Raw genomic sequence first — 26,289 nt, forward strand, 5'->3', positions numbered from 1 at the left:
CTCTGTCCGGGAGGGCTAGCCTGATCGCCGTTCCGAGCGGGGCGGGCGAGCTATTCCTGGGGGGCGCAGCATGGGCGCGGAAGAGGATTTCCAGCAGGTCGGGGCCGAACTGGCCGACCTGGGGGTGCGGGCCTCCAGGATGATGGGACGGCCCGCGTTGAAGGACCAGGCCGGCAAGGTCTTCGCCAGCCTGCAGCGCGACGGCGCGATGGTCTTCCGGCTGGTCCGCGACACCCCCGAGCACACCGCCGCGCTCGAACTGGCCGGGGCCCACCTCTTCGACCCGACCGGGCAGGGCAGGACGGTCAAGGACTGGGTGGTCGTCCCGCACACCTTCGCCGAGCAGTGGACCGACCTGGCCGAAGCCGCCCTCAGCCGCCCCCGCTGACCTCTTTCGTCGGCCCGGATCGGGACCCGGGCGGAGCGCCTGATCAGCGAGCGCGCGACCCGATCATCGACGGCAACCGCACTCTGTGCCCCTGACAGGCTCTTGGTTCGACGCCCATCTAAATATCGACGACCACCTTCCCCAGCCCCGGCCGGCTGCCGGGACGAGGGGGGGACGGTCAGGGGCGGGGGCCCGCGCCGTGGAGCAAGGTGTCGATGATGCGGGCCGCGAGGGTGTCCGGGTCGGCGTCACGGTCGGCGCCGCCGTGCAGGGACTCGCCGATCAGGGCGTAGTAGACCCGGCGCACCCAGTCGAGGTCGGCCGCCTCGTCGATGAGCTTGCCCTCCTGGGCTCGCCGCAGGACGGCGATGCAGCGGAGGGCGACCTCCTGCTGCAGCTCGGCGGCCTCGCTGCCGGGTTCGGCGGGCAGGGACAAAGCGAACGCCCAGGCGCTCTTGACCTGGAGCACGTTGGCCGTGATGCGGTGCATCGCCACCAGGGGCGGCGCGGTGTCCGGACGGCCGTCGTCCACCGCCTGGGCGAGCTGGCGGGCCGCCGAGGAGGCCAGCGCATCGGTCAGGGCCTGCCGGTTGGCGAAGCGCCGGTGGATGGTGGTGCGCGCGACGCCCGCGGCGGCGGCGATCTGTTCCATGGACGCGCCCGGGTCGGCGGCCAGGACCTGCTCGGCCGCCTCCAGGATCGCCCGCACACTCCGTTCCGCGTCCGCGCGTAGCGCTCGAGTGGTCGTGTCACCCATAGGGCCTCCTGTTATCTCACTTCTCGCGTCAGACGATACATGCTCGATGCGACCGAAGCTCTAACTGCATCATCACTGTTGCAGCTTTGTGGATTACTGGTACGGTCTCATCTCAGTTGCTCCACCGACTGAAGGAGAAGACCATGAACAGCACCGCTTTGATCACCGGCGCCTCGTCCGGGCTCGGCGCCGAGTTCGCCGCCCAGCTCGCCGCCCAGGGACACGACGTGATCCTGCTGGCCCGCTCCGGCGACAAGCTGGCGGCTCTCGGCGACCGGCTGGCCGCCGAGCACGGCGTGCGCGCCCACGTGCTGGTCCAGGACCTCGCCGAGCCGGACGCGGGCCGCCGCGTCGCCCGGGAGCTGGCGGCCCGGGGGCTGAGCGTCGACGTGCTGGTCAACAACGCCGGGTTCGGCACCTGCGGCCGGTTCGAGGAGATCTCCACCGCGCGCGACCACGACCAGCTCATGGTCAACGTGGTCGCGCTCGTCGATCTGACCCACGAGCTGCTGCCCGCCATGCTGGAGCGCGGCCGCGGCTCGGTGATCAACGTCGCGTCCAACGCGGGCTTCCAGCCCTCGCCGTACTTCGCGGTCTACGGCGCGTCCAAGTCCTTCGTGCTGAACTTCGGCCTCGCGCTGCGCCAGGAGTACCGCCGCCGGGGCATCCGCGTGCTCACCCTGTGCCCCGGGCCGGTCGAGACCAACTTCTTCGACACCATCGGCACCCGCCGGGCCGCCGTCACCGGCTCCATGACCACCGCAGAGCCGGTCGTCCGCGCCACCCTGAAGGCGCTGGAGCGCGACCGCGGCTACGTCGTGCCGGGCTTCGGCAACGCCCTGGGCGCGCATCTGACCCCGCGCCGGCCCCGCAAGCTGGTCGCCGCCATCGCCGAGCGCGTCACCCGCAAGGTCCTGTCCCCCGCCATCACCTCGTCCAAGACGCCGGAGCACGCCGCATGAGAACCTCGGCCGCCCCCCTCGCCGCCGCCTCGGCCATGCTGCTCGTCGGCACCTCGACCGCGGTCTCCGCGATCATCGCCGGCTACCCGGTCTTCACCGGGCAGGCCCTGCGCTACGCGATCCTGCTGGCCGTGGTCCGCTTCCAGCGGCTGCCGCGCGTCCGGCTGACCCTGCGGGACCTTCTGCTCCTGCTCGCGCTGGCCGCCACCGGCCTGGCCGGGTTCAACCTCTTCCTCGTCGAGGCCACCCGGCACGCCGGCCCGGCCATGATCGGCACCGTGATCGGCGCCGTCCCCCTCGTCCTGGCGCTCGTCGGGCCCCTGATCGAACGCCGTCGGCCCGCCGCCCGCACCGTCGGCGCCGCGCTCGTGGTGGCGCTCGGGACGGCGGTCGCCGCCGGGCTCGGCTCGGGCAGCCTGAAGGGCCTGTTGCTGTCGCTGGGTGCGCTGGCCGGCGAGGTGGCCTTCTCGCTGCTGGCCGTACCTCTGCTGCCCAAGCTCGGCCCGCTGCGCGTGGCCGCCTACCCGGCGGCACTCTCCGTGCCGATGTTGCTGGCCGCCGGTCTCGTCCTGGACGGTACGGCGGCGCTGCGCCTGCCCACGCCGGGCGAGGCGGCGGCGTTCGGCTACCTCGGCGCGATCGTCACCGCCGGGGCCTTCTTCCTCTGGTACGACGCGCTGCGGCGGCTCGGTGCCGACCGCGCGGGGCTGTTCGCCGGGCTCGTCCCGGTCGGCGCGCTGCTCACCACCTTCGTGCTCGGCCTCGGCCGGCCGGGTCCCGCCGACCTCATCGGCGCCCTGCTCGTCACCGCGGGCGTCGTTGCCGGGATGCGCCGGCCGGCACCCGAACAACCGGCGGCGGCCGGTGAGCGCCGAGGCGCTCGTGCGCTCGTGAGCGCGACGCGCCGCTAAGGGAGCGGCGTGCCCGGCGCCTGGGCGTGCCGCAACTGCACGCAGCAGTCGCCGGGGCGAGGGGCGAGCACCGCCTCCACCGCCGTGGCCCGCAGCCCCTCCACGTATCCGCTCAGGAAGGCGTGGTTCATGCCGCAGACCAGGTCGGGGGCCTGGGCGGCGAGCGGGTGGAAGGGGCAGTTGCGCAGCCGTACCCGATCGGGAGCTTCGCGGGCGGGCTCGAAGCCGTGCTCGTCCAGCATCTGCTCGCACAGGGTCAGCCCGCGCTCCGCGCCGAGCCGGCCGGGGCGCAGCCGCTCGCGGTCCCGGTCGCCGAGCTCGCGCCCGTGCTGCCCGGCGGTCCGTACGGCGGCGCCCGGCGCGCTCTCCCCCGCGCCCGCGCCCAGCACGGCCCGCAGGAGCAGCGCCGCCAGCAGTTCGTGGCGGCGCTCGGGGATGCTGATCTGGAGCGTGCCGTCCGCCGGCTCGTAGACCTTGGGCTGCCGGCCGACCTTCCGCAGCCCGTCCGGCGCCGGGTACCGCGTGCCGAGCAGGCCCGCGTCGACCAGCTTGTCCAGGTGGAAGGCGGCCAGCTTGCGGGAGATGCGGACCTCCTCCGCCACTTCCTCCCGGGTGACGGGCCGGTGGGCGCGGCGGACGAAGGCGAAGATCTGCCGCCTGGTGCCCTCGCCGAGCACGCTGAGGGATTCGAGCTTGGCGTCCGCCGGGCTCATGTCGGAGGTCACACCCCCACGATAGCGCCAGCCCCTGTTGCCGGACAGCTCGTCACGACCATTTCACCAGTTCTGCTTGACCATCCGCCTTAATAAGACCAAAATCCGTTGGTGAAAAGGAGGTGGCTGTGACGACTGTGTCCCCCATCCGGCAGGCGCCCGACCTGGCCGCCGCCGAGGAGGCCGCCCGGACGTTCCTCGCGGCCCTCGGCATCAGCACCGAGTCCGAGAGCCTGCGCGGCACCCCCGGCCGGATGGCCCGCGCCTACGCCGAGCTGTTCAGCCCGCGCCCCTTCAACCTGACCACCTTCCCCAACGACGAGCAGTACGACGAGCTGGTCCTGGCCCGCAGCATCCCGTTGCGGTCGGTCTGCGAGCACCACCTGCTGCCATTCGTCGGCACCGCGCACATCGGCTACCTGCCGGGGCAGCGGATCCTGGGGCTGTCGAAGCTCGCCCGCGTCCTGGAGCACTTCGCCTGCCGCCCCCAGGTGCAGGAACGGCTCACCAAGCAGGTCGCCGACTGGCTCCAGGACCAGCTCGACCCCAAGGGCGTCGGCGTCGTCATCCAGGCCGAGCACACCTGCATGACGCTGCGCGGGGTGCAGGCCACGGGGACGACCACCATGACCTCCACCCTGCTCGGCACGCTGCGCACCGACGCCCGTTCCCGCAGCGAGTTCCTCGCCCTGACCGGCCTGTGCTGAGGCTTGCCCTCAGCCCCGGTCGCCGGGGCGGTCGACGATCGTCGAGGCCACCAGGGCCGTGCTCCACACCGAGCCCTTGGGCAGGGCGGGCACGTCCTTCCGCCCGAGGAACTCGTCCCGCAGCCAGACGGTCCGGGTGCCCCAGTAGCGGTAGGTGACCGGGTCGAGGACGGTGTAGCGGCGGCTGGGCCGGTCCTCGTCCGTCTCCAGCCAGACGCCCAGGCCGGCGCGGCCCGCGGCGTCGCGCACGCCCTGCTCGATCCGGACGCCGGGGATCAGCGCCAGGGCACGGAACATCGCCGATTCCAGCCGGGGCGGCATCGAGCCGTACCGGCTGAGGTAGAGCATGATCACGTGGTAGCCGCGGATCGCGGCGGGGGGCACCCGGTGGGGCACGCCCTTCTCGCGGGCTCCCCTGATCCAGTGCGGGTCGGCGGTGATCTTGGCCAGCAGCTTCACCGGATCGGTCGGCAGCGCGCGCAGCTTGGCGTCGTACTGCTGCGGGGACAGGTCGTCGTCGCCCGGGTCGCGGGGGTCGCCTTCCGGGCCGACGGACAGGTCGCCGTTCTCGTCGTAACTGGCGGCCTGGCGGCCGTCGTAACGCAGCCACTGCTCGACGGTCTTCGTGGTGTCGGCGTTCGGCTGCTTGTCCAGCGTCCTGGTGTAGTGCCACTGCGTGGGCAGCGGCACCTGGGCGCTCTCCCGGCCGCCCGCCACCTCGGCGGCCCGCGCCAGCACCACGCCGGAGTCGAGGCGCACGATCGGCGCCGTGCTCACCACGCCCGGGACCTCCGCCTGCGGTTGCGGCCGCAGCACGACCACGGCGAGCGCGGCGGCGGTCCCCAGCGCCCCGACGACGAGCAGGCGGCGGCCCAGCGTCCGCCGGCGCTCCCGCATCCGGGTCAGCAGCCGCCGCCGCTCCGGGACGACCCATTCCGGGCCCGGTTCGGGGACCTCGGCGCGCCAGGCGCGCAAGGTGCGCAGGTCATCCATCGAGGGACTCCTCTCGGGTCGTCACGGGGTTGGAGCCGCCGAGGGCCAGGCGGGTCCTGGCCCTGGCCCGGTGCAGGCGGGAGCGGACCGTGCCGAGCGGGATGCCCAGCGCGCGGGCCACGTCCTCGTAGGTCATGTCGGCCCAGGCCACCATCAGCAGGACCTCCCGGTCGCCCGCCGACAGCCCGGCCAGGGCCGCCGCCAGCCCGGCCTGCTCCGCGGCAACCCGGTCGTCGACCCGCTCGGCGTACGGCTCGGCGATCTCGTCCACCCCGGTGCGGACCAGCGCCCGGTAGAAGCGGATCTCTACCCGCCGGTGCCGGCTGATCAGCCGGGCGGCGATGCCGTACAGCCAGGGCCGCGCGTCCGGGTGGCCGCTGTCGTAGCGGCCGCGCCGCCGGAAGGCGGTCAGGAAGGTGTCGGAGACGACGTCGTCGGCCAGGGAGGGCCCCAGCCGCCTGGCCACGTAGCGCCGCATCGCGGGTGCGTGCCGGTCGAAGAGGCCGGCGAAGGCCTCCGGGTCTCGCTGCGAGCGCCGGATCAGTTCGGCGTCGTCGATGCTGCCGAGATCTTCGGCGATCACATGGTGCTCCCGTCCCTGCGCGTCGGTTCGTTCGACGGCTTTCGCCCGCTGGGGCGGCCAGGGTTCGCGGACGGGGACGTGACGTGCGTCACAGCGAGGGTTCGGGGGCGTCGGCCGCCGCCAGCGCGGCCGGGGTCGCGGTCCTGAGGAACGGCACGACGGTGGCCAGGGCGGCGACGGCGAACAGGGCGAAGGCGGTGCGGATGCCGAGCCACTGGGCCAGCACGCCGACCAGGCCCGCGCCCAGCGGCATCGCGCCCCAGCTGAACAGGCGGGCGGCGGCGTTGTAGCGGCCGAGCAGGCCCGGGTCGACGAGGCGCTGGCTGATGGTGCGGGAGTTCACCGTCCACAGGATGCCGCCCATGCCGCCGAGGAAGGCGCCCGCGCCCACGATCCACAGGTTGGTGGTGAACACCGGCGCGGCCACCATGGCGGCGGTGCCGACCAGGTCGGCGAGCATCGACCAGCGGCGGCCCAGCAGGCGGTTGACGGTGGTGACGGTGAGCGCGCCGACCAGGCCGCCCGCGCCGAGCGCGCTGAGCAGGAGGCCGTACTCGCGCGGGTCGAGGTGCATGAGCTGGGTGGCGACGAGCGGGATGAGAGCGAGCCAGGCGCCCCAGCAGGCGCTCAGCACGGTGAGGGCGAGCGCCATCAGACGCAGCAGCGGCTGCTGCCACAGGGTGCGGAGCCCTTCGGCGATGCGCTGGTTGACCGTGCCGGACGAGGTGGACTTCTGCGGCTTGAAGCGGCCGGCGAGCAGGATCAGGATCAGCGTGCCGAGCAGGTAGCCGAGGCCGGTCCAGCCGAGGGCGACACCGGCGCCGGCGGCGATGAGCAGGCCGCCGACGAAGGGGCCGCAGAACTCGTTGCAGACCGTCTCGGCTCCGGCCAGCCAGGCGTTGGCCCGCTCGCGCCGCGCCGGGGCGACGGCGGTGGGGACGAGCGTGGCCGCCGAGGTCAGGGCGATCACCTCGGCGACGCCGAGCGTCAGGCCGGCGAGGTAGAGGGCGGGCAGGGTGACGCCGTCGCCCACGGTCAGGGCGATCAGGCCGGCGACGACCAGCAGGCGGGCGCCGTCGGCCAGCCACAGCAGCAGGCGCCGGTCGAACCGGTCCACCAGGACGCCCACGTGCAGGGCGATGAGGAGCCACGGCAGCGTGAGGGTGAGCCCGACCCCGGCCACCTGGGCCGGGGAGCCGGTCAGCCGGGTGGCCATCAGCGGCAGCACGACCTTGGTCACGCCGTCGGCCAGGTTGGTGATCGCGGTGAACCCGACCAGCACGACGGTGTTGCGCCCGCTGCGGTCCGCCGGCGCCGATCCGGCGTCCGGCTCCAGCACGCTCGTCATCACTAACCTCCTAAAGGCGTTTGGTGGTCAGTATGCGCACACTTCCGCCGTGAGCGCCACCAGGTGGGATAACTGGTAAAGTGCTTTCGCAGGTTGATCTGTTGCGGAAGGTGGCACGAGATGATCGAGCCTTCACCGGCCGCGCGCCTGATCGAGGCGTTCGTCAACACCGTCGACCTCGAGAACGGTGAGGACGACGTCGCGACCCCGGACGAGCTGGCCCGCTGGCTGGCCGGCCAGCAGGTGGCCGACGGCTCGCTCCGGCTCACCGCCGGGCAGCACCGCGCCTTCCTCGACCTCCGTGCCGGATTCCGCGAGGCCCTCGACCCGGAGCATCCCGTCTCGCCGGACCACCTGGCTCCGGCCGAGGCGATCCTGGCCGGGGTCCCGCTGCTGGCCGCGCTGGGCCGGGAACCGCTCGTCCCCTCCCCCGCGCTGCCCCCGGCCGAGACCGCGCTGGCCCGGCTGGCCGTCGCCTGGGCCACCCTCGTCCTCACCGGCCAGATCCACCGGCTCAAGCGCTGCGCCGAGCACACCTGCCGCGGCGCCTTCTGGGACTCCTCCAAGAACCACAGCCGCCGCTGGTGCTCGATGCGCCTGTGCGGCAACCGCACCAAGGCCCGCCGCTACGCCGCGCGCCAGCGCCGGTAGCGCCGGTCAGCGCTCGCCTTCGCCGAGGTGCGGAGCGCCCGCCCAGCGCCGGCAGATCGTCAGGATTTGCGGCTCGGTAGGCTGCTCGACCAGGGGCGCGTTCCCCGGCCAGGCCCGGAGCCCGTCGAGGGCGATCTGCAGGTAACGGCGGTAGAGACCGGGGTGGACCTGGACGGAGTGCTGCGCCAGGTCGGTGACCAGCCAGAAGATCATCATGATGTCCTGGCCGACGACCCCGTCCCGCAGGTCGCCCTCGGCGCGGGCGCGGTCGAGCAGGCGCCCCATGACCTCGGCGACCACCTCGACGGCGGTCCCGCCCAGGCGCCAGCCGCCACCACCGAGCGCCACGTCCCGCAGGCCGAGGTTGTCCACCAGGAGTTCGGTGATGCGCTCCAGGAGGAGGGTGAGGCCGTCCCAGGCGCGCTCGGCCTCGCCGGCGCGCTGCGCGACCTGCGTCAGCTCGCTCAGCGGCTGTTCGAGGGCCGCGTGGATGAGCTCTTCCTTGTCGGCGAAGCGCCGGTACACCGTGCCGACGCCGACGCCGGCGTGGTGGGCGACCTCGTTGAAGCCGACGGCCAGGCCGCGCACGGCGAAGAGCTCCTGGGCGGCGCGCACGATGCGGTCCCGGTTGCGTTCCGCGTCCCGGCGCAGGGAGCCGCGCTGGGCCGGCTCCTGGGTGGCAGGGGGTCGCGGCGTCACCGTCCCAGGGTACCGACTGGCGGCCGGATGGGATCAACATCACAGAGCAAACGGATGAGTGCTATCCACTTCTGATTAGACTGCAGATCCGGATATGTCATATCCGCTTGCGGCCCCCGAACCAGAAAGCGAGCCCTCACCATGGCCGAACTGCTCTACCGGCTGGGCCGGTTCTCCGCCCGGCGGGCCTGGTGGGTGATCACCGCCTGGGTCGTGGTTCTGGCCGTCGCCGTGGGGTCGTTCCTGGCGTTCGGCGGCGCGATGAGCACGACGATGACCATCCCCGGCACGCCCACGGCGCAGGTGACCGACCGCCTCAAGACCGAACTGCCGGTGGCCAGCGGCGGCACCGGGCAGATCGTGCTGCGCGCCGGGACGGAGTTCACCGCCGCCCAGCGCGAGGGCATCACCGCCGCGCTGCGCAGGGTCGCCGACCTGCCCGGGGTCGACCAGGTCGCCGATCCCTTCGTCTCCGACGCCACCCGCGCCGAGCAGGCGAAGAAGATCACCGACGGCCTGGCGAAGGTCGAGGGCGGCCGCGCCCGGCTCACCAAGGGCCAGGAGCAGCTCGACCAGGCCCGGGCCCAGACCGAGGCCGGCCTGCAGCAGGCCGCCGACGACCCCCGCCTCAAGGCGACCCTCGCCCAGCTCGACACCAAGCAGGCCGAGCTCGACCAGCAGAGCGAGGTCCTGGAGCGGTCCGAGCGGCAGTTGCAGGCCGGCCGCGACCTGCTGAGCATGGCCGAGGGCATCCGCACGGTCTCCGCCGACGGCTCGACCGCGGCCGCCACGGTCATCTTCGACCTGCCGCAGCAGGAGATCACCCCCGAGACCAAGGAAGCCGTCACTGAGACGGTCGCCGCGGCCCTGCCGGGCGGCGTCAGCGCCGACTACTCCGTGGAGATCGCCCAGGGCGAGGTGCAGATCGGCGGCGTCGGCGAGGCGGTCGGCCTGGTCGTCGCGGCGATCGTGCTCATCGTCATGACCGGCACCCTCGTGGCCGCCGGGCTGCCGATCCTCAACGCGCTGCTCGGCGTGGGCGTGGCCGTCGCCGGTGCCATGGCGCTGTCCGGCACGATCGAGATGACGTCGGTGACGCCCATCCTGGGCGCCATGCTCGGCCTGGCCGTCGGCATCGACTACTCGCTGTTCATCCTCCACCGCCACCGCCGCCAGTTGAAGGCGGGCATGACGGTCAGCGAGTCCGTCGGGCTGGCCAACGGCACCAGCGGCAACGCCGTCGTCTTCGCCGGCAGCACCGTCCTCATCGCGCTGCTGGCCCTCAACGTCACCGGGATCCCGTTCCTCGCGCTGATGGGCACCGTCGGCGCGGTCGCCATCGCGGTCGCGGTGATCCTCACCGTGACCCTGACCCCGGCGGTGCTCGGCCTGCTCGGGCACCGGCTGCTCCCGCGCCGCGAGCGCAGGGCCGTCGCGGCGAAGGCCGCTCCCGCGGCGGCGCCGAAGCACGTGCTGCCGACCACAAACGGCCGGGCCGTGCTGCGCATCCTGGTCGGCGTCAGCGCGCTGGCGCTCATCGCCATCCCCGCCGCGTCCATGCGGCTCGCCCTGCCGACCGGCGCGTCCGAGGCCGCCGACTCCACGCAGTACCGCGCCTACACCGCCATCACCGAGAAGTTCGGGGCCGGCGCCAACGGGCCGCTGGTCGTGGTCGCCGACCTCGTGCACGGGCAGACGGGCGACGACCTCGTGGCGGCGCAGGCCGCGCTCGGCAAGCAGCTCATGGACGTCGACGGGGTGAACGCGGTCGCGCCCGTCGGGGCCAACGCCAAGGGCACCGTGCTGGTCTTCCAGGTCGTCCCGACCGGCGGGCCGACCTCGGAGTCGACCGCCGATCTCGTGCACGATCTGCGGGGCCGTACGTTGGAGCTGGGGTCCGACGGCGTCACCCTGGCGGTCGCGGGCAGCTCCAGCGCCAACATCGACATCTCCGAGAAGCTCGCCGACGCGCTGCCGACCTACCTGGCGGTCGTCGTCGGCCTGTCGCTGCTGATCCTGATCATCGTGTTCCGCTCGCTGCTGGTGCCGCTGATCGCCACCGGCGGCTTCGTCCTGTCGCTGTTCGCGGCGCTCGGCGGCGTCACCGCGGTCTACCAGTGGGGCTGGCTCGGCGCCCTGTTCGGGGTCACCGACCCGGCGCCGATCCTCAACTTCCTGCCGACGCTGCTGGTGGGCATCCTGTTCGGGCTCGCCATGGACTACCAGCTCTTCCTGGCCTCAGGGATGCGGGAGGCCTACGCGCACGGCGTGCCCGCCCGGCAGGCGGTCACCGAGGGCCTGCGGGCCGGCCGGGCCGTCGTCACCGCCGCCGCGGTCATCATGATCTCGGTGTTCGGCGGGTTCATGTTCTCCCACATGACGATGATCCGGCCGATCGGCTTCGCGCTGGCCTTCGGCGTGCTGGTGGACGCCTTCGTCGTGCGCATGCTGATCGTCCCCGCGGTCATGCACCTGGCGGGCGACAAGGCGTGGTGGCTGCCGCGCTGGCTCGACCGGCTCCTGCCGGACGTGGACGTGGAGGGCGCCAAGCTGGAGCGGAACCACCAGCCGGCGCTCGCCCGAGAGCACGAGCCCGCAGGCCGCTGACCTGCGGGGGCCCGCCCGGTCAGGGGATGCCCAGGCGGGCTCGCGCCTGGTCGATCAGCGGGGCGTGGTGGAAGTCGATCGCCCGCGCGACGCGGTCCTCGATCGTGCCCTCGTCGGGGCCTCCGGCGAGGGCCGCGAGCCGGGCCAGGTCGTCGGGCGTGTGCCGCTCGGCGGCCTGCCGGGCCGCCTCCACCTCCAGCCCGCCGTACGGTCGCCATTTCGAGCACCCCGGCCCGCACGTAGGTCCCGTCGCCGTGCCTTACCTCCAGCCGGCCGCCCCGAGTACGGCTCCGCGGAACGCGTGCTCGGCAGGCGCTGGCCGGGATGCGGCGCGCGTCGGTCGGGATCTTCACCAGGGTGTGCCTGCCGACCGGCACCGGCCCCGACGACAAGGGCCTGTCGCGCAAGCCCATCACCGACAGCGCAATCTCCGCATGGACGACATCGACCTCTCCCAGGCGCACCGCTTCGATGAGGAGACGCCGCTGGAGGAGACGATGGCCGCGTTCGCGGATCTGGTACGGCAGAGCAAGGTGCTCCACCTCGGCGTCTCCGAAGGGCGGGCCGACCAGATCGAGGCCGCCACCGCCCTCCCGGGCAGGCCGACCCGCAAATACCGGCCCGAGCAGCAGCAGCCGCCCGCCGAGAGCCGCGCCACCAGTTCCCTCGGCGGCGCCTTCGTAGGCCGCCGCGACCTAGCCGAGCACGACAGCGGCAAGGTCGCGGCCCCGTTCGACGTGATCCCGGCCTGGACGGCCTGAGCGTTCTGCCCTCGCCTCCGAACCGGTCATGACCGGACAGACACACCACCGAGGTTGCGATCCGGTGACCGCTGCTGCACGTAGAGTCACCCTATGGATGAGGAGCGGATCATCGCGGTCGCGACCAGGCTGTTCGCGGAACTCGGGTACGACGAGTCGACCCTCAGCCTCATCGCCGGGGCGGCGAACGTGCAGCCGGCCGACATCGTCGCGCTCTTCGGCGGCAAGCAGGGGCTGTACCAGGCGGTGATGCGCCGGGTCGACGCGGTGGAGCGGGACGCGCTGCGCACGGCGCTGGCGGGCTTCTCGCCCAGCGCCGAGTCGAGCAAGCGGCTGGCCGACGCCTACCTCGACCTCATGGCGAGCAACCCGCACATCCCGCTGCTGTGGATGCACCGCTGGATGGGAGACGCGTCCGACTCGCCGGAGATGGAGGAGGGCTACACCCGCCCGCTCGTCGACGACATCGTCGCGGAGATCGAGCCGCTCATGCCGCCCGGCGTCGATGCCCGCTACTTCGTGTGGACGATCGTCTGGTGCGTCTTCGGGTTCCTGACCGGCGGCGTGCTCGACCGGCCCCGCGTGGACCGTGAGGTACGGCCGGCGGAGCTGGCCAGGTTCCGGGCCCACCTGCACCAGATGATGGACCGGATGCTGATGACCTAGCCCGCCTGCGCCGGGCGGTCCGGCTCGGAGAGGTCGCCCAGCGGGCCGAAGAAGCCGACGATCCGGGTCAGCCGGCCGTCCGCGCCGACCTCCGCGAAGTCCAGCCCGTCCGGCAGCGCCGTACCGTCCGGGAAGATCAGCCGCCAGGCGAACCGGGCCAGCCCGTGATGGTCGTCCACCCGGCTGACCCGCACGACCCGCGTCCCGGGACGGGCGCTCAGCACCCCGTCGATGTGGGCGAGCAACCCGTCCAGCCCGGCGGCGTGCACGGTCGGGTCGGTGTAGGTCGCCCCGTCCGCCCAGACCTCGGACAGCAGCGCGCGCCGCCGGTCGGGGTCAGGCTCGCTCCAGGCGGCGCAGTACGTGTCGATGAGAGCAGTGAGGTCGGCCATTTCGCCATTCTCCCGGCTCATCGGCCTCCGTGGGTGATGAACGGCTCGGTGAGGTGCGGCGTCGCCAGGTGCAGCGTGGTGCCGGCCGCGTGGTCGAGTAGGCGCTTCCTGGAGCGTCCGGCCGCCTCGGCGTCGACCTCGTGCGCGTAGACGAGGTCGGGGTTGAGCAGTTGCAGCGCGTGCACCAGGAGGTCGCCGGTGACGAGCACCTGCTCCCGTCCGCCGGTGACCAGCACGCTCTGGTGGCCGGGTGTGTGACCGGGGGTGGCGATCGCCCGGCCGGTGCGCAGGGGCGTGTCCCCGTCGAGGAGCCGGAGCCGGCCGGCCGCCGCGAGCGGGTCGGTGAGGGCCTCGCGCAGCACCGGGTTGAGCGCGTCGATGGCGTCGTACTCGGCCCGCTGGAGCAGGTACTCGGCGTTCGGGAAGTAGGGACGGCGGCCGTCCGCCTCGTCGGTCACGACCGCCCAGCCGACGTGGTCGGTGTGCAGGTGGGTGAGCACCACGGTGTCGACGTCGGCCGGGTCGATGCCCGCCGCGGCGAGCGACGCCGGGAGGACGCCTGGCACGGGCGCCCAGGCGCGGGCCGGGCTGTCCGCCGGTCCGATCCCGGCGTCCACGAGCGTGAGTCCCTGGTCGTTGCGGATCGCGTAGGCCCGGAACTGCAGCCACCAACGGCCCTCGGCGTCGACCGAGCCGGGGTCGAAGCGGTCCGCCTCGGCCCACTGGGCGTCCGTGGCCTCGGGAAAGGCCTCGGCGCGCGGGGCGAAGAAGGGGCCCTCGGCGTCGGGGAGGGCGATGATCTCGGTCGAGCCGATCCGGAGGCGGGCCACACTGTGGGACATGGCCGCGATCCTGCCATCCCCGCCACGCCCGTCGTCACCCGCCCCGGCCGGTCAGTCCCGGGACGGGAGGGGGCCGAGGTCGCGGGCGACCTGGGCCAGGGATCGGATCGTCTCGTTCTCGGTCTCGGTGCGCCAGACCATGGCGTACGGCAGTGGCCCCAGGTCGGTGACGGGGAGGTAGGTGATGTCCGGCCGTCGGTGTCCTGCACCAGCGGGCCGCGCTCGATCAGGCGGCCGCGGCCGGTCTCGCGCGGGATGACGGCTTCGTACCAGTAGCCGGGCCGGGTGTCGGACTGCGGGTGCTGGAAGCCGGCGGCCATCTCCAGCGACACCGACGACCGGCCGCCGACGTCGCCACCCAGGCCCTGGACGGCCTCGCCCAGGGACAGCCCGAGACCCTCGCCGACGACCTCACCCGCCAGATTCGCCGCAGCCTGTCCCAGGGCCCGCGGCCCGGCCCGCCTCGGCTGACCTGTCCATGATCGCAGGCCGACGGTACGGTGACCGGGAGGTACTCCCCTCGCGCGACACCCAGCCATGCACCGGAAACCGCCGGATTGGTCCTCCATCACCCCGCGATTTTGGACCTCAGGCCGGGTACCGATTCCTGTCAGGCTGAAAGCATGACAACCACAGCAACCCGCTTCGACGGGCAGGTCCTCACTCCCGCCGACCCCGGGTACGACGCCGCTCGCACTGTCTGGAACGCCATGGTCGACCGGCGGCCGCGCATGATCGTCCGTGCTGCGGGCGTGGATGACGTGGTCGCCGCCGTACGGCTGGCGCGCGAGCTCGGGCTGGAGATCGGGGTGCGGTGCGGCGGGCACAACGCGGCCGGCTTCGCCGTACCCGAGGACGGGCTCATGATCGACCTGACGCCGATGGGCGGGGTCCGGGTCGACCCGGTCCGGCGGCTGGCCCGGGTTCAGGGCGGCGCGCTGCTCGGGGCGCTGGATCGGGCGGCGCAGGCGTACGGGCTGGCCACCACGGCGGGCAACGTGTCGCACACCGGCGTCGGCGGGCTGACTCTGGGCGGCGGGATGGGGTGGCTGGCCCGGCAGTACGGGCTGGCCTGCGACAACGTCGTGTCGTACACGGTGGTCACCGCCGACGGGGAGGTGGTGACGGCGAGCCGCGGCGAGAACCCGGAGCTGTTCTGGGGGCTGCGCGGCGGGGGCGGGAACTTCGGGATCGTGACCGAGTTCGAGTTCCGGTTGCACCACACGGGCACCCGGACGCTGGTGGCCGAGTTCGACTTCCGCGCCGAGGACGCCGTGCCGGTTCTCGAGGGCTGGCGGGATCTGAACGCGGTCGCGCCCCGGCAGGCGACGTTCACCGCGGATGTCGGCAGTGGTCCCGGCGGGCCGATCGCGACCGTGGGGTTCGTGTGGGTGGGCGATCCGGAGGAGGGGCGCCGGTTGCTGCCCGCGATGCGGGCGCTCGGGCGGCCGATCGGGGCGCGGGTGACGACGCCGTCCTACCTGGAGCTGCAGACGCGGAACGACACCACGGGCGGGCACGCCTACCGCCGGTACTCCAAGGGGCTCTACCTGCGGCGGTTCCCGGTCGAGGCGATCGAGGCGTTCCTGTTGCGCGGCGGGTCCGATCTGAGCGACGACCCCTTCCTGCCCGCGTCCGGGTTGCAGGCGCACGGTGGGGCGATCGACGACGTGCCGGATGCGGACGCGGCGTTCAGTCATCGGGGCACGATGGTGGAGTTCGGTGCCGGGTCCCGGTGGAGTGACGCGGCCGAGGACGAGGCCCGGATGGGTGCCGCGCGTGCGGCCGGGGCGGTGCTGGAGCCGTACGCGAGCGGGGTCTACGTCAACTCGCTGACCGCCGACGAGCTGGCCGACGGGCGACGCGGTGTGCGGCGGGCGTACTCGGCCGAGAAGCTGGCCAGGCTGACCGCGCTGAAGACCGCCTACGACCCGGCGAACGTGTTCCATCTGAACCAGAACATCCGCCCGTCCCAGTGACGTGGAAGGGTGACGTGGAGGACAGGTGGCGCCGGCCGGGAAGGCGTGCCGTCTCCCGCCCGAAGTGGAAGGTGGAGCCGGGTGGGAAGGCCGTGGCGCGGGGTCAGGTGTCTCGGAGCTCTCGGATGGCCGCGGCCAGCAGGGTGACGCCCTCGGTGATGGCGGTCTCGCCGAGGATGGCGTAGCCGAAGATCAACCCCCCGGGCCCGGGGGCGAGGCGGAAGGCGCCGACACCCTGGAGGCCGAGCCCGCGCCGGGCGGCAGCCGCCACCACCGCCGCCTCGTCGAGGCCGGGCGGCAGCCAGGCCACCACGTGCTGCCCGGCGGCGATCCCGGCCGGCCGCAGCTCCGGCAGGTGGGCACGCAACGCCCCCAGCAGCACGTCACGACGACGCCGGTACACCGGCCGCATCCGGCGGAGGTGCCGGTCGAACTCGCCCCGGCCCAGGAAGTCGGCGAAGGTGAGCTGGTCGATGACCGACGAGCCGCGGTCGGCCAGCAGTTTGGCCTCGGCGACGTCGGCCACCAGGTGGCCGGGCAGCACCATCCAGCCGAGCCGCAGCCCCGGCGCGAGCGTCTTGCTGGCCGTACCGCAGTAGACGACGTGATCGGGCGCGAGACCCTGCATGGCGCCGACCGGCGCGCGGTCGTAGCGGTACTCGGCGTCGTAGTCGTCCTCGATGACGAGCGCGCCACGCGCCCGCGCCCAGCGGATCACCTCGGCCCTGGCCGCCGCCGACAGCACCCCGCCGGTCGGCCATTGGTGCGAGGGCGTGAGGATCAGGGCGTCGGCCTCGCCGAGGGCGTCGACCAGGATGCCGTCCGGGCCGACCGGGATGCCGATCACGTCCAGCCCGGCCGCCCCGGCCAGCACGCGGGCGTCGTCGACGGACGACGGGTCCTCCACGGCGATCCGCCGGGCCCCGCGCCGCGCGAGCACCTGGATCAGCAGCGAGACGCCCTGCCCGTAGCCGTTGCAGATGACCACGTCGTCGGGTACGGCCAGCGTGCCGCGCACCCGGTTGAGGTAGTCGCACAGGGCCTGCCGCAGCTCGGGCACGCCACGCCCGTCGAGGTAGGCGAACCGGTCGTTGGGCGTGGTGGTGAGCACGGCCCGCACCGAGCGCAGCCAGGCGGCCCGCGGGAACTGCGACACGTCGGTGCGCCCGTATCCGAAGTCGACCTTGAACCCGGCGGCGGGAACGGCCCGCCGCGCGACAGGGGGCTTGGCGGCGGGCGGCGGCGCGGCGACCTGGGTGTAGCCGCCCGACCGGCTGGCCAGGTAGCCCTCGGCCACGAGCTGCTGGTAGGCCTCCACGATCACGCCGCGCGAGACGCCGAGCCCGGCCGCGAGGGTGCGGGTGGGCGGCAGCGACGCACCGGCCCGCAACCGCCCGTCCCGGATGCCCGCGCGGATGGCCGCCTCGATCTGCCGGTGCAGCGGCACCCCGGCGTCGCGGTCCAGCTCGATGAGCAAGTCCTCGGCCGGGCCGGAATTGGTCCCCGAACGCCCCACGGGGCCGACCTTACCGGCGGGGACCAATTCCCGCCACGGATCAGCCGTCCGAGGCGTCCAGCGCGACCGCCTGGCCGACGTAGCCGAGCAGGGCCTGGTGGTGGGCGGCCAGGTCCTCGGCCTTCTTGAGCTTGACGTGCCTGGTCTTCTTGCCGACGCCGGTGAGCAGGCCGGCGGCGTCCTCGAACTCGGCGCCACGCTCGAAGGCGAAGGTCACGTGGGTCTTGCTCACGCTGATGACGGCCAGGATCTTGTTACCCCGCCAGGCCGGCGAGCCGTACGTGAGCACCTCGCGCGCCTCGGGCGCGCCTTCCGCCATCAGCGCGCGGATCCCGCGCACGAGGTCCTTGTGCTGGTCCGGCACCTTGTTCTCGATGAAGTCGTCCACGTCGGGGTTGCTCATCCCGGGCTCCTCATGATCGGTGGCAGGTGGCGACCATAACGCGCACGACGCCGCGAAGGGTACCGTTTCGGCGTCAGGCGGCCCTGCCCCGGGCGAGGTAGAGGCTCATCGCGGTGAAGTCGACGGTGACGGCGTACGGCTTCCAGAAGCAGTGCGAGAACCAGCCCATGGTGTCGAACCCGGTCCCGTACGGCCAGGGCACGTTGACCTGCTGGTTGGGGTTGGAGTAGCAGTAGACCCCGCGGGCGGCGGCGTGGCCGAGGCGGATCTCCTCCGGATAGCAGGGATGGACGACGGCCGGGTGGCTCTGCGCGAAGGTCCCGATCTGCCGGTCGCGGTCGGTGCGGATGCCGAGCTGCTCGGCGGTCTTGCCGCGCAGGCCCGCGGCGATCTCGCTGCCGCCGCCCAGGTTCACGCCGACCACGCCGGTGCGGGACCCGGCGGCGCCGGTGAAGCTGCCCGTGCTGTGCAGGTACTGCTCGCGGGCCAGCCACAGCGGGAGCCGTTCGGCGCCCGCCCGGGCCTTGGCCGCCGCTTCCGGGGTACGGCGGCGCAGGATCAGCTGCCGGCCGGCGTAGTCGAAGGTGGTCAGCAGGTGGTAGAAGACCCACGTGCCGATCAGCCCGTCGCTGTCGGCGTCGTCGAGGTCCTCCCCCGACTCGGTCGCCGACCAGCCCACCGGGATGTTACGCAGTTCGAGGCCGCCCAGCCTGAAGGAGTCCAGGATCCCGTAGTGCGCCCAGAAGGGGCCGTTCCCGAAGTCGACCTTCTGGCTGCTGACGGGCTTCACCCCGGCTTCCCTGGCCACCGAGGCGCGCAGCCCCAGGTTCGGTGCGCCGGTGTAGAAGGTGAAGCGCTTGGCCGGTCCGCCGTTGACCGAGGCCTCCACCAGCGGGATCGGGTCCACCTGCGTCCACGGCACCCGGGCGCTCTCGCCGTGGATCTGGTACGCCTCGCCGCGGACAGCCGCGAACCACGCGGCGTAGCCGTCCTCACCGGCGGCCTTCCAGTGCGGCGCGGACGGGCCCAACTTGTCCTGCCGGAGGTAGCAGTCGGCCAGCAGGTGGTTGGCGTGCCTGTCGCCGGGAGCCAGACTCAGGGCCAGCTTGAGGTACTTCTCGGCGTCGGCGAACCGGTTGCCCAGCAACGCCACGTAGCCGCGCTGGCGGGCGGCGTGCAGGTTCTTCGGGTCCTTCTTCAGGAGCTCCTCGTACGCGCGGCCGGCCTGCTCGAACCGGCCGGAGGTGAACAACGCGTCGGCATCGCCACCCGCCGACGCCGCGGTCGTCTCACCCAGCAGCGGCACCGTCGCGGCGCCCGCCAGTACGGCGGCGCCCCTGAGCACCGAACGCCGATCCCACCTGTGGCCCTCGGCCATGGCTTCTCCTTCGTCGCAACGTCTCGTCACGGCGGCTCCGGGACTCGCCCACCGTCCGACCCGTCCACTGTCGGGCGGCGGCGTCCTCGCCTCGTCCCGGTCGTGTCATGGTTGCGTCACGACAAGATCGGCCCGGCGCTCAGGGGCGGGACGGCAGGCGCAGGGTGAAGGTGGTGCGGACGCCCGGGACGCTGACGGCCGAGGCGGTGCCGCCGTGCGCCTCGGCCAGGTCGCGGACGATGGCCAGGCCGAGGCCGCTGCCGCCGGTGAGCCGGTTGCGGGACTTGTCCGCCCGCCAGAACCGGTCGAAGACGTGCGGCAGGTCGTCGGCGTCGATGCCGCTCCCCGTGTCGGTCACCTCGACGAGCACGTGGTCGCCGTCCTGGCGGGCGCTCAGCGTGATCCGCCCGCCGGCCGGCGTGTGCCGCAGGGAGTTGGCCACCAGGTTGCCGACCGCCTGGCGGAGCCGTACCGGGGCGGCGGTCAGGCCGGGCGCGCCGGTGACCTCGGTGGTCAGGGTGAGCCCGGCGGCCTCGGCCCGGCTGCGGTGGGCGGTGGCGACCTGGTCGAGCAGGTCGCCGAGGTGGACCGGTTCGAGGTGCAGGCGGAGCTTGCCCGCGTCGGCGAGGGCGAGGTCCTGGAGGTCGTCGACGATGTGCTGCAGGAGCAGGATCTCCTCGACCAGCGAGGCGATCAGCGCCGGGTCGAGCTCGGCGACGCCGTCCTGGGCCGCCTCCATCCAGCCCCTGAGGTTGCTCAGCGGGGTGCGCAGCTCGTGCGAGACGTCGCTGACCATGGCCTTGCGCTGCTGCTCCATGCGTTCCAGGTGGGCGGACATCTCGTTGAAGGCGGTGGCCAGCTCGCTGATCTCGCCGGTGGTCCTCACCTGGACGCGGGCGGAGGTGTCGCCGTCGCGCATCCGCCGGGTGGCGTGGGTGAGCGCGTTCACCGGCCCGACCAGACGCCTGGCCGCCATGACGCTCACGCCGACGGTCAGGATCAGCACGAGCAGGGCGGCTCCGGCGATCGAGGGCAGCGGGATGCGCTGGCCGGTGGCCTCGGCGGGCGAGCCTATGTACAGGTAGGCGGCCGGGGCGACGTACGGGTCGAGCTGCTGCTTGCGGGCGGAGACGACGCACGCGGAGATCGCCTGGTCGGGTTCGCCCGCGGGCCGGCTCCGCTCCGGGACCCAGGTGAAGTCGAGGCCGACCGAGCCGCCCTCGACGCCGGTGCCCTTCAGACACCGGCCGACCAGCGTGTTGAGCTGCTTCAGCGCGGCCTTCTCGGTGCGCGTCGGCGTGGTGAAGGTGGTGGCGTCGCAGGGACCGGTGACCTCCGGGGCCGGGGCCGGGCTCGCCTCGGCCGGTTTCGCCTCGGCCGGGACGCCGCCCTCGCCGGTGGTCGTCACGAAGGTCCGGCCCGTGGCGGAGACGGTCGTCTGGACGGTCTGCCCGGTGCGCCGCAGGCAGGTGGCGTAGGCGGCGGCGGCCTTCGTCAGCCGGGCGCGGTCGCGCTCGGGCAGCAGGAACGGCCCCACCGCGCGGGGATCGATGCGGTCCTTGGCCGCTCCGGGCACCAGGGTCACGTCCACGGTCAGCGGGTCGACCACGGCCGACACCCGGGACGGCAGCGGGGTGTCGGCGGCGGCCGAGTCCGCGATGACCGTGCCCTGCTCGGTGGTCAGCGCGACGCGGCGGCTGTGCCGGGCGGCCAGGTCGCGGACGGTGGCGGCGACGCCCGACCAGTCCGGATGGCGGGCGGCGTAGCCGAGCAGCGCGTTGTTGATCTGCGCGTCGCTGGCCAGCGTCTGGCCCTGCTCCCGCTCGATCGCGCCGGAGGTGCTGCTGGCGGCCAGCCAGGCCGTCGCCGAGATCGAGCAGACCGCCACGACCGCCGAGCTGGTGAGCAGCCGGACGAACAGCGACCTCATGCCTGGATCAGCTTGTAGCCGACGCCGTACACGGTCAGCAGCCGGACCGGGCGGCGCGGGTCGGGCTCGATCTTCCTGCGCAGGTTCATCACGTGCGCGTCGACGGTGCGTTCGGTGACGTACCCGTCGAAGCCGTGGATGCGCTCCAGCAGTTGCTTCCTGGTGAACACCCGCTCCGGCTCGGCGGCCAGCGTCTCGATGATCCTGAACTCGGCGAGCGTGCAGTCCACCGGCGTGCCCGCCGCGGTGACCGTGTGCCGGACCGGGTCCACGACCAGGTCGCCCGCCCGCAGCAGCCGCCCGCTCTCCCGTGCCTTCCCGGTACGGCGCAGCAGCGTCCGCACGCGGGCCATCAGCTCGCGCGGGCTGTACGGCTTGGTCACGTAGTCGTCGGCGCCCAGGTCGAGGCCGAGCAGCAGGTCGTCCTCGGTGGAGCGGGCGGTCAGCATCAGGATCGGCAGGTCCGACTCGGCGCGCAGCACCCGGCAGACGTCCAGCCCGTCCACCTTCGGCATCATCACGTCGAGCAGCACCAGGTCGGGCTCGCCCTGCCGGGCCCCGTCGATCGCCGAGCGGCCGTCGTGCACGACCAGGACCTCGTGGCCCTCCCGCTCCAGGTAGCGGCTGAGCAGCTCTGCCTGCTTGGGGTCGTCCTCGGCGACCAGCACGTACGCGCACATGGCCCCGAGACTATGCCCAGGCCAGGGGTGCAAACGGGATCCGCATGACAGGCGAACAGGATCCTCACATTCTGCTGCCAGGCTGCGCCGCGTGAGAACCAACCGGACCCCGCTCCGCACGGCCGCCGTGACGGCACTCGCCTTCCTGCTGACCGGCTGCGCGGGGAGCGCAGGCGGCGCGGACGGCGCGGGCGGCGCTCGGACGGCGGCCCACGCCGTACGGCAGGCCCCGCCGAGCGGCGTCACCGCTTCGAAGATCGCGAGCGTCAAGGGGGCACGGATCGCGATCCACCAGGCCAAGGACGGCCCGGTCCAGCGGACGATCAAGAGTCCCAACGGCTACGGCGCGACCCGCGTCTTCCTGGTGGAACGGGACGAGGGCGCCTGGCTCCAGGTGCTGCTGCCGATCCGGCCCAACGGCAGCAAGGGCTGGATCAAGGCGGCCGACGTCACCCTCACCGAGACCACCCACCGCGTCGAGATCGACCGCGGGGCGTTCAGCTTCACGGTCTTCGACGGCGACCGGGTCGTCAGGACGGGCAAGGTCGCGACCGGCGAGGCGGGCACTCCCACTCCCCCGGGCCGCTACTACTTCACCGAACTGGTCAAACCCGCCGGCGCGGGCGGGGCCTACGGGGCTTACGCCTTCGGGCTGAGCGGCTTCTCGCCGGTGCTCAAGACCTTCGCCGGCGGGCCCGGCCAGCTGGCCGTCCACGGGACCGACGACGCCTCGGCCATCGGCACGCGGGCCAGTCACGGCTGCGTCCGGGTCAGCAACGCCGACATCACCTGGATGGCGAAGAACCTGGCGATCGGCACCCCGGTCGTCGTCAAGGGCTGAGGCCCTAACTCCTGAAGAAACAGAGGAACCCGTTATGAAGATCAAGGCCACGCTCCTCGGCGCCTGCGCCGCCCTGGCCCTCGCGGCAGGCTTCACCGGCCTGTCCGGCCCGGCCGCGGCCAACCCCTCGAAGCCCGCCCCCGTCTCCGCCACCGACCCCGCCCCGGCCCCGGCCGAGAAGCCGGCGGTGGTCTCCACCGACGAGCCCGCCCCGGCTCCCGCCGAGAGCCGTCCCTCCGCCGCCCCGGGTGAGCCGGTCGTCGCCAACCCGTCCTACACCGGCTGACCCACCCCTCATCCGCCGCGGCGTCCTGCTCCGGCCCGCCGGTCGCCCACCGCGACCTGGCCATCGCGGGCCGGAGCAGGACCGCGGCCACGTTCGCCCTCCGCCCGTCCCCGTATCTACTTGCGAAGCCGGGTCGCCACGAGGAGCACCACCTCCCCGGCGAGCACCGCGAGGGCCGCCCACGCCCACCCCTTGGCCGCACCGAAGTCCGCCGGAGGCGTCCCCGACCTGGTGCTGAGCGCCTTCTCCAGCTCGCCCCACCACAGCAGCAGGGCGACAAGGAGGCAGAACACCGGCGCGACGGCCATGAGGCACCCCGAACCACAGCCAGATCTCATAGAGCGGGATTATTCGCGACGAAACCGCCCGCGTCAGGAGCTCGGTGAGCCGCACGCAGGGCCGGTACGATTGTGTGCGCTGCATACATCGGAAGGAGCGGCCCGTGTCCCACCCCGGCACCTCGTACCACCACGGCGACCTGCGGGCCGCCTGCCTGCGGGCCGCGCGGGAGCTCCTCGAGGAGGACGGCGGCGCCGGGCTGTCGCTGCGGGCGGTGGCGCGCCGGGCGGGGGTGTCGCCGACGGCGCCCTACCGGCACTTCGCCGACCGCGACGCGCTCATCTCGGCGGTCGCCGCGGAGGGGTACCGCGACCTCACCGAGCACCTGGCCGCGGCCCACCCCGCGCCGCCCCGCACGCCCGACGACCTGGCCGACATCGCGGTGGCCTACGTGCGGTTCGCCCTCGACCGGCCGGCGATGTTCAAGGTGATGTTCGCCGAGCCCTGCGACCCGTCCAGCGAGGAACGGGCCGCCGCGATCGCGGCCATCTCCGCCTACCTCCACGCCCTGGTGCGCGGCGCCTTCCCGGGCCGCGACCCCGAGCCGCTGGCGACCGCGGTCTGGGCGCTGGTGCACGGGCTGGCCTTCCTGCATCTGGACGGGAAGTTCGACACCTCCACGCCGGAGCAGGCCGCCGACCGGGTCCGCTCCGCCGTACACGCGCTGTTTCCGGCGGGAGCGACCGCCTAGGTCAGCCGGGCCGGCGGAGGGTCCGGCGGACGGCGAGGCCGCCGAGGGCGGCCGACAGGAGCACCAGGATCCCCGCGTCGGTCCACTGGAACCGCCAGAACCGGGACGGCGGGTGGTAGTACACCGCGAACCGGTACCCCTCGGCGAACAGGCACGCCTGCCAGGCCTCGGTGTTGCGTCCGCTCTGCCCGACGTCCACCCGGCGCGCGCAGCCGCTGCCGGCCGGCTCGGCGACCTCCCTGCCGGACGGCTCCACCCAGGCCGCCCGCACCAGCCGCGCGTCGGGATCGTCCAGCACCACGGTGCCGGTCAGCTCGGTCCGCGCCGGCTCGGCGTAGTGGTCGCTCACCTGGAACAACACGAACATCGTCACCGTCACCCCGGCCACGACCAGCGCCATCGCGGGCAGCGTGCGGCGGAACAGCGCGCCGGCCAGGGTGCCGAGCGCGAAGGCGTACAGCCACCACGCCGCCGGAGCCACCCCGACCATGTTGAACACCCCGAGGTTGCCGAAGGTGGAGTCGACGCCCTCGCGGAACACCGGCCGCCACAGGCTCACCATGATCGACAGCAGCAGCCCGCCGGCGACGACCGCGCCGCCCAGGACCGCCAGCTTGACCGCCAGCCACCGCCACACCGGCACGGCCTGGGTCCAGGCCAGGCGGTGGGTGCCGCGCTCGTACTCCCGGCCGAGCAGGGGCGCGCCCCAGAACGCCCCGATCAGCGCCGGTGCCACCAGCGGCATCCAGCCGAACACCGAGTAGACCGCGTCGTAGCGCCGCGCGAGCGCCACGGCCACCTCGTCGCAGGTCGCGGCCGGTCCGGTGCAGCCGGACGGGGCCCGCTCGGCCACGTACGAGCTCGCCTCCAGGGCCGACCCGAGCAGCAGCGCCCCGAGCAATGCCAGGAGGCCCGCCGTGACGAGGATCTGCGCCCGGTGCTGTCGCCACGTCACCCAGATCACGCGCCCACCCCCGTCAGGTACGGCAGCGCCGCCGACTCGGGGCTGCGCAGGTAGCCCATGACGAGCTCGTCCAGCCCGGGGTGCCGCACCCGCCAGCGCGGATCGGGCGGCGGCCCGCCCCTGACCAGCAGGGTGACCTGCCGGCCGGTACGGCTCGCGGCCACCACCTGGAGTCCCGCCGCCGACGCCTCCTCCGGCCCGGTGAGCACCAGGTGCCCGGTCAGCAGGTCCTCGATGTCGCCGCTGACCTGCAGCCGGCCCCCGTTCAGCACGATCAGCCAGTCGCAGGTGTCCTCGAGGTCGGACACGACGTGCGAGGAGAGCAGCACGGTCAGCTCGCGCCCGGCGACCTCCGCCATGATCGAGCGCATCACGTCGTGCCGGGCGAGCGGGTCGAGGTTGGCCAGCGGCTCGTCCAGCACGAGCAGGTCGGGGCGGGTGGCGAGCGCCAGCGTGACCGCGACCTGCGCCTGCTGGCCGCCGGACAGCCGGCCCACCTTGCGCCGGAGCGGGATGCCGAGCCCGGCCAGGCGATCGGCGGCGGCTTCGCCGTCCCAGCGGGTGTTCATGCGGCGGCCGAAGGCGAGCATCTCGGCGACGGTGAAGGTGTCGTACAGCGGCTTGTCCTGCGCCACGAAGGCCGCCTCGCCGGTCACGCGGACGCTGCCCAGCGCGGGCCGGAGCAGGCCGACGGCCGCGTGCATGAGCGTGGTCTTGCCCGCGCCGTTGGGCCCGACGAGCGCCGCCACGCGCCCGGCGGGCACGGCCAGCGAGCAGTCGCGCAGCACCCAGGTACGGCGGTAGCGGACCCCCAGGCCGGTCACCTCCAGGGCGGGGCTCATGCGACCTCCTCCTTCGCGGCCTCGGCCAGCACCACGGCGAACAGCGCCCGCAGGTCCTCGTGGTCGAGCCCCGCCGAACGGGCCTCGCGCACCCACCCCTCCAGGCCGCGCCGCAGCCGGGTGTGCTCGGCGAGCGTCGCCCCCGCGATGCCCTGCCGGACGAAGGTGCCCATCCCCGGCCGGCCCTCGACCAGCCCGTCGCGCTCCAGCTCCCGGTAGGCCTTGAGCACGGTGTTGGGGTTGATGGCCAGGCTCTCGACCACCTCGCGGGCGGTCGGCAACTGGTCGCCGGGCCGGAGCGTGCCCAGCCGGAGCGCCTGTTTGACCTGGTGGACGAGCTGCAGGTACGTGGAGACGCCCGAGCCCCGGTCCAGGTTGAACTCGATCAACCGAAACACCCTTTCACTATTCGAATAGTGAAAGGGTGTTGGATCAAGCCGCCGCTTGTCAACCGGCGACC

At 73.4% G+C, this 26,289-nt stretch carries 30 protein-coding genes; 12 read left to right on the forward strand and 18 right to left on the reverse strand.

Going from position 1 to position 26,289, the window contains the following annotated elements; genetic code table 11:
- Window positions 1–70 precede the first annotated feature (70 nt).
- The gene (locus ACIBG7_RS41025; protein WP_397339766.1) at window positions 71–388 is read left to right on the forward strand and encodes a hypothetical protein; all 318 of its coding nucleotides are present in this window, start codon (window positions 71–73) and stop codon (window positions 386–388) included.
- Window positions 389–566: 178 nt separating this feature from the next.
- On the opposite strand, the gene ACIBG7_RS41030 is transcribed toward ACIBG7_RS41025, so the two are convergent.
- The gene (locus ACIBG7_RS41030; protein ID WP_397339767.1) at window positions 567–1,145 is read right to left on the reverse strand and encodes a TetR/AcrR family transcriptional regulator; all 579 of its coding nucleotides are present in this window, start codon (window positions 1,143–1,145) and stop codon (window positions 567–569) included.
- 143 nt (window positions 1,146–1,288) lie between these two features.
- On the opposite strand from ACIBG7_RS41030, the gene ACIBG7_RS41035 reads away from it, so the two are divergent.
- Together ACIBG7_RS41035 and ACIBG7_RS41040 are read left to right on the forward strand one after the other, a co-directional pair.
- Window positions 1,289–2,107, forward strand: a complete 819-nt coding sequence (locus ACIBG7_RS41035) for an SDR family oxidoreductase (protein WP_357925007.1) — start codon at window positions 1,289–1,291, stop codon at window positions 2,105–2,107.
- Entirely contained in the window at window positions 2,104–3,018 is a 915-nt protein-coding gene (locus ACIBG7_RS41040; RefSeq protein WP_397339768.1) for a DMT family transporter, read from the forward strand. Before ACIBG7_RS41035 ends, ACIBG7_RS41040 begins: the two co-directional genes overlap by 4 nt.
- On the opposite strand, the gene ACIBG7_RS41045 is transcribed toward ACIBG7_RS41040, so the two are convergent.
- Complete coding sequence (locus tag ACIBG7_RS41045; RefSeq protein WP_397339769.1) at window positions 3,015–3,743, reverse strand: helix-turn-helix transcriptional regulator; 729 nt, start codon at window positions 3,741–3,743, stop codon at window positions 3,015–3,017. The two genes, ACIBG7_RS41040 and ACIBG7_RS41045, sit on opposite strands and share 4 nt — an antisense overlap.
- Window positions 3,744–3,868: 125 nt before the next feature.
- Here ACIBG7_RS41045 and folE point away from each other — a divergent pair, with 125 nt between their 5' ends.
- Window positions 3,869–4,438 (forward strand): GTP cyclohydrolase I FolE, encoded by a 570-nt coding sequence (gene folE / locus ACIBG7_RS41050; RefSeq protein ID WP_397339899.1) that lies wholly within the window; start codon window positions 3,869–3,871, stop codon window positions 4,436–4,438.
- Window positions 4,439–4,447: 9 nt separating this feature from the next.
- On the opposite strand, the gene ACIBG7_RS41055 is transcribed toward folE, so the two are convergent.
- The 3 genes from ACIBG7_RS41055 to ACIBG7_RS41065 all read right to left on the reverse strand — a co-directional run bounded on the left by ACIBG7_RS41055 (window position 4,448) and on the right by ACIBG7_RS41065 (window position 7,362).
- Window positions 4,448–5,431, reverse strand: coding sequence for a CU044_5270 family protein (locus ACIBG7_RS41055; protein WP_397339770.1), 984 nt, complete (start codon window positions 5,429–5,431; stop codon window positions 4,448–4,450).
- Window positions 5,424–6,014 (reverse strand): RNA polymerase sigma factor, encoded by a 591-nt coding sequence (locus ACIBG7_RS41060; protein ID WP_397339771.1) that lies wholly within the window; start codon window positions 6,012–6,014, stop codon window positions 5,424–5,426. Before ACIBG7_RS41060 ends, ACIBG7_RS41055 begins: the two co-directional genes overlap by 8 nt.
- A gap of 88 nt (window positions 6,015–6,102) precedes the next feature.
- Window positions 6,103–7,362 carry an MFS transporter gene (locus ACIBG7_RS41065; RefSeq protein ID WP_397339772.1) on the reverse strand — a complete coding sequence of 420 codons (1,260 nt, stop codon included), beginning with the start codon at window positions 7,360–7,362 and terminating at the stop codon, window positions 6,103–6,105.
- 120 nt (window positions 7,363–7,482) lie between these two features.
- Here ACIBG7_RS41065 and ACIBG7_RS41070 point away from each other — a divergent pair, with 120 nt between their 5' ends.
- On the forward strand, window positions 7,483–8,013 hold the full coding sequence (locus tag ACIBG7_RS41070; RefSeq protein ID WP_357924989.1) for a CGNR zinc finger domain-containing protein: 531 nt from the start codon (window positions 7,483–7,485) through the stop codon (window positions 8,011–8,013).
- Between the two features lie 6 nt (window positions 8,014–8,019).
- Here the strand turns inward: ACIBG7_RS41070 and ACIBG7_RS41075 are convergent, their stop codons facing one another.
- The gene (locus ACIBG7_RS41075; protein WP_357924985.1) at window positions 8,020–8,712 is read right to left on the reverse strand and encodes a TetR/AcrR family transcriptional regulator; all 693 of its coding nucleotides are present in this window, start codon (window positions 8,710–8,712) and stop codon (window positions 8,020–8,022) included.
- Window positions 8,713–8,853: 141 nt separating this feature from the next.
- On the opposite strand from ACIBG7_RS41075, the gene ACIBG7_RS41080 reads away from it, so the two are divergent.
- A complete protein-coding gene (locus ACIBG7_RS41080) occupies window positions 8,854–11,319 on the forward strand; it encodes an MMPL family transporter (RefSeq protein WP_397339774.1) in 2,466 nt (821 codons plus the stop codon).
- A gap of 19 nt (window positions 11,320–11,338) precedes the next feature.
- On the opposite strand, the gene ACIBG7_RS41085 is transcribed toward ACIBG7_RS41080, so the two are convergent.
- A complete protein-coding gene (locus tag ACIBG7_RS41085; RefSeq protein ID WP_397339775.1) occupies window positions 11,339–11,512 on the reverse strand; it encodes a hypothetical protein in 174 nt (57 codons plus the stop codon).
- Between the two features lie 241 nt (window positions 11,513–11,753).
- Here ACIBG7_RS41085 and ACIBG7_RS41090 point away from each other — a divergent pair, with 241 nt between their 5' ends.
- Together ACIBG7_RS41090 and ACIBG7_RS41095 are read left to right on the forward strand one after the other, a co-directional pair.
- Complete coding sequence (locus ACIBG7_RS41090) at window positions 11,754–12,080, forward strand: aldo/keto reductase (protein ID WP_397339776.1); 327 nt, start codon at window positions 11,754–11,756, stop codon at window positions 12,078–12,080.
- A 93-nt stretch (window positions 12,081–12,173) separates the two neighbouring features.
- A complete protein-coding gene (locus ACIBG7_RS41095) occupies window positions 12,174–12,746 on the forward strand; it encodes a TetR/AcrR family transcriptional regulator (protein ID WP_357924977.1) in 573 nt (190 codons plus the stop codon).
- Here the strand turns inward: ACIBG7_RS41095 and ACIBG7_RS41100 are convergent.
- Both ACIBG7_RS41100 and ACIBG7_RS41105 read right to left on the reverse strand, forming a co-directional pair.
- Entirely contained in the window at window positions 12,743–13,138 is a 396-nt protein-coding gene (locus tag ACIBG7_RS41100; RefSeq protein WP_397339777.1) for a nuclear transport factor 2 family protein, read from the reverse strand. The two genes, ACIBG7_RS41095 and ACIBG7_RS41100, sit on opposite strands and share 4 nt — an antisense overlap.
- 17 nt (window positions 13,139–13,155) lie before the next feature.
- Window positions 13,156–13,980: an MBL fold metallo-hydrolase gene (locus ACIBG7_RS41105; RefSeq protein ID WP_357924971.1), complete on the reverse strand. Its 825-nt coding sequence runs from the start codon at window positions 13,978–13,980 to the stop codon at window positions 13,156–13,158.
- Between the two features lie 623 nt (window positions 13,981–14,603).
- On the opposite strand from ACIBG7_RS41105, the gene ACIBG7_RS41110 reads away from it, so the two are divergent.
- Window positions 14,604–15,959, forward strand: a complete 1,356-nt coding sequence (locus ACIBG7_RS41110) for an FAD-binding oxidoreductase (protein WP_397339778.1) — start codon at window positions 14,604–14,606, stop codon at window positions 15,957–15,959.
- A gap of 103 nt (window positions 15,960–16,062) precedes the next feature.
- Here ACIBG7_RS41110 and ACIBG7_RS41115 read toward each other — a convergent pair whose 3' ends face one another.
- The 5 genes from ACIBG7_RS41115 to ACIBG7_RS41135 all read right to left on the reverse strand — a co-directional run bounded on the left by ACIBG7_RS41115 (window position 16,063) and on the right by ACIBG7_RS41135 (window position 21,866).
- Complete coding sequence (locus tag ACIBG7_RS41115; RefSeq protein WP_397339779.1) at window positions 16,063–17,475, reverse strand: PLP-dependent aminotransferase family protein; 1,413 nt, start codon at window positions 17,473–17,475, stop codon at window positions 16,063–16,065.
- Between the two features lie 40 nt (window positions 17,476–17,515).
- Window positions 17,516–17,878, reverse strand: a complete 363-nt coding sequence (locus tag ACIBG7_RS41120) for a DUF1801 domain-containing protein (RefSeq protein WP_357924963.1) — start codon at window positions 17,876–17,878, stop codon at window positions 17,516–17,518.
- A gap of 73 nt (window positions 17,879–17,951) precedes the next feature.
- On the reverse strand, window positions 17,952–19,256 hold the full coding sequence (locus ACIBG7_RS41125; RefSeq protein WP_397339780.1) for an aspartyl protease family protein: 1,305 nt from the start codon (window positions 19,254–19,256) through the stop codon (window positions 17,952–17,954).
- 139 nt (window positions 19,257–19,395) lie between these two features.
- Window positions 19,396–21,186 carry a sensor histidine kinase gene (locus ACIBG7_RS41130; protein ID WP_397339781.1) on the reverse strand — a complete coding sequence of 597 codons (1,791 nt, stop codon included), beginning with the start codon at window positions 21,184–21,186 and terminating at the stop codon, window positions 19,396–19,398.
- Window positions 21,183–21,866 (reverse strand): response regulator transcription factor, encoded by a 684-nt coding sequence (locus ACIBG7_RS41135; protein ID WP_357924955.1) that lies wholly within the window; start codon window positions 21,864–21,866, stop codon window positions 21,183–21,185. The genes ACIBG7_RS41130 and ACIBG7_RS41135 overlap by 4 nt, the downstream gene beginning before the upstream one ends.
- Window positions 21,867–21,957: 91 nt before the next feature.
- Between ACIBG7_RS41135 and ACIBG7_RS41140 the strand changes: the two genes are divergently transcribed.
- Together ACIBG7_RS41140 and ACIBG7_RS41145 are read left to right on the forward strand one after the other, a co-directional pair.
- A complete protein-coding gene (locus ACIBG7_RS41140; RefSeq protein ID WP_357924952.1) occupies window positions 21,958–22,707 on the forward strand; it encodes a L,D-transpeptidase in 750 nt (249 codons plus the stop codon).
- Between the two features lie 34 nt (window positions 22,708–22,741).
- Window positions 22,742–22,993: a hypothetical protein gene (locus tag ACIBG7_RS41145; RefSeq protein WP_357924950.1), complete on the forward strand. Its 252-nt coding sequence runs from the start codon at window positions 22,742–22,744 to the stop codon at window positions 22,991–22,993.
- Between the two features lie 116 nt (window positions 22,994–23,109).
- Here the strand turns inward: ACIBG7_RS41145 and ACIBG7_RS41150 are convergent, their stop codons facing one another.
- Entirely contained in the window at window positions 23,110–23,301 is a 192-nt protein-coding gene (locus tag ACIBG7_RS41150) for a hypothetical protein (protein ID WP_357924948.1), read from the reverse strand.
- Window positions 23,302–23,435: 134 nt separating this feature from the next.
- On the opposite strand from ACIBG7_RS41150, the gene ACIBG7_RS41155 reads away from it, so the two are divergent.
- A complete protein-coding gene (locus ACIBG7_RS41155; protein ID WP_357924945.1) occupies window positions 23,436–24,023 on the forward strand; it encodes a TetR/AcrR family transcriptional regulator in 588 nt (195 codons plus the stop codon).
- Between the two features lies 1 nt (window position 24,024).
- Here ACIBG7_RS41155 and ACIBG7_RS41160 read toward each other — a convergent pair whose 3' ends face one another.
- From ACIBG7_RS41160 to ACIBG7_RS41170, 3 genes are read right to left on the reverse strand one after another with little or no spacing between them, the layout of a single operon-like run.
- A complete protein-coding gene (locus ACIBG7_RS41160) occupies window positions 24,025–24,987 on the reverse strand; it encodes a hypothetical protein (RefSeq protein ID WP_357924942.1) in 963 nt (320 codons plus the stop codon).
- A complete protein-coding gene (locus ACIBG7_RS41165) occupies window positions 24,984–25,829 on the reverse strand; it encodes an ABC transporter ATP-binding protein (protein WP_397339782.1) in 846 nt (281 codons plus the stop codon). The genes ACIBG7_RS41160 and ACIBG7_RS41165 overlap by 4 nt, the downstream gene beginning before the upstream one ends.
- Window positions 25,826–26,218, reverse strand: coding sequence for a GntR family transcriptional regulator (locus tag ACIBG7_RS41170; RefSeq protein WP_397339783.1), 393 nt, complete (start codon window positions 26,216–26,218; stop codon window positions 25,826–25,828). The genes ACIBG7_RS41165 and ACIBG7_RS41170 overlap by 4 nt, the downstream gene beginning before the upstream one ends.
- Between the last annotated feature and the right edge of the window lie 71 nt (window positions 26,219–26,289).

This window comes from Nonomuraea sp. NPDC050328 (assembly GCF_044459405.1).
Classification (GTDB): Bacteria; Actinomycetota; Actinomycetes; order Streptosporangiales; family Streptosporangiaceae; genus Nonomuraea.

Bases quoted from the DNA above. Each gene is read 5' to 3' on its own strand.
- ACIBG7_RS41040 (WP_397339768.1), top strand. From the start codon at position 2,104: ATGAGAACCTCGGCCGCCCCCCTCGCCGCCGCCTCGGCCATGCTGCTC.
- ACIBG7_RS41145 (WP_357924950.1), top strand. From the start codon at position 22,742: ATGAAGATCAAGGCCACGCTCCTCGGCGCCTGCGCCGCCCTGGCCCTC.
- ACIBG7_RS41135 (WP_357924955.1), bottom strand. From the start codon at position 21,866: ATGTGCGCGTACGTGCTGGTCGCCGAGGACGACCCCAAGCAGGCAGAG.
- ACIBG7_RS41090 (WP_397339776.1), top strand. From the start codon at position 11,754: ATGGACGACATCGACCTCTCCCAGGCGCACCGCTTCGATGAGGAGACG.
- ACIBG7_RS41100 (WP_397339777.1), bottom strand. From the start codon at position 13,138: ATGGCCGACCTCACTGCTCTCATCGACACGTACTGCGCCGCCTGGAGC.
- ACIBG7_RS41150 (WP_357924948.1), bottom strand. From the start codon at position 23,301: ATGGCCGTCGCGCCGGTGTTCTGCCTCCTTGTCGCCCTGCTGCTGTGG.
- ACIBG7_RS41120 (WP_357924963.1), bottom strand. From the start codon at position 17,878: ATGAGCAACCCCGACGTGGACGACTTCATCGAGAACAAGGTGCCGGAC.
- ACIBG7_RS41035 (WP_357925007.1), top strand. From the start codon at position 1,289: ATGAACAGCACCGCTTTGATCACCGGCGCCTCGTCCGGGCTCGGCGCC.
- ACIBG7_RS41065 (WP_397339772.1), bottom strand. From the start codon at position 7,362: ATGACGAGCGTGCTGGAGCCGGACGCCGGATCGGCGCCGGCGGACCGC.
- ACIBG7_RS41165 (WP_397339782.1), bottom strand. From the start codon at position 25,829: ATGAGCCCCGCCCTGGAGGTGACCGGCCTGGGGGTCCGCTACCGCCGT.
- ACIBG7_RS41070 (WP_357924989.1), top strand. From the start codon at position 7,483: ATGATCGAGCCTTCACCGGCCGCGCGCCTGATCGAGGCGTTCGTCAAC.
- ACIBG7_RS41105 (WP_357924971.1), bottom strand. From the start codon at position 13,980: ATGTCCCACAGTGTGGCCCGCCTCCGGATCGGCTCGACCGAGATCATC.
- ACIBG7_RS41025 (WP_397339766.1), top strand. From the start codon at position 71: ATGGGCGCGGAAGAGGATTTCCAGCAGGTCGGGGCCGAACTGGCCGAC.
- ACIBG7_RS41130 (WP_397339781.1), bottom strand. From the start codon at position 21,186: ATGAGGTCGCTGTTCGTCCGGCTGCTCACCAGCTCGGCGGTCGTGGCG.
- ACIBG7_RS41095 (WP_357924977.1), top strand. From the start codon at position 12,174: ATGGATGAGGAGCGGATCATCGCGGTCGCGACCAGGCTGTTCGCGGAA.
- ACIBG7_RS41030 (WP_397339767.1), bottom strand. From the start codon at position 1,145: ATGGGTGACACGACCACTCGAGCGCTACGCGCGGACGCGGAACGGAGT.
- ACIBG7_RS41125 (WP_397339780.1), bottom strand. From the start codon at position 19,256: ATGGCCGAGGGCCACAGGTGGGATCGGCGTTCGGTGCTCAGGGGCGCC.
- ACIBG7_RS41055 (WP_397339770.1), bottom strand. From the start codon at position 5,431: ATGGATGACCTGCGCACCTTGCGCGCCTGGCGCGCCGAGGTCCCCGAA.
- ACIBG7_RS41080 (WP_397339774.1), top strand. From the start codon at position 8,854: ATGGCCGAACTGCTCTACCGGCTGGGCCGGTTCTCCGCCCGGCGGGCC.
- ACIBG7_RS41110 (WP_397339778.1), top strand. From the start codon at position 14,604: ATGACAACCACAGCAACCCGCTTCGACGGGCAGGTCCTCACTCCCGCC.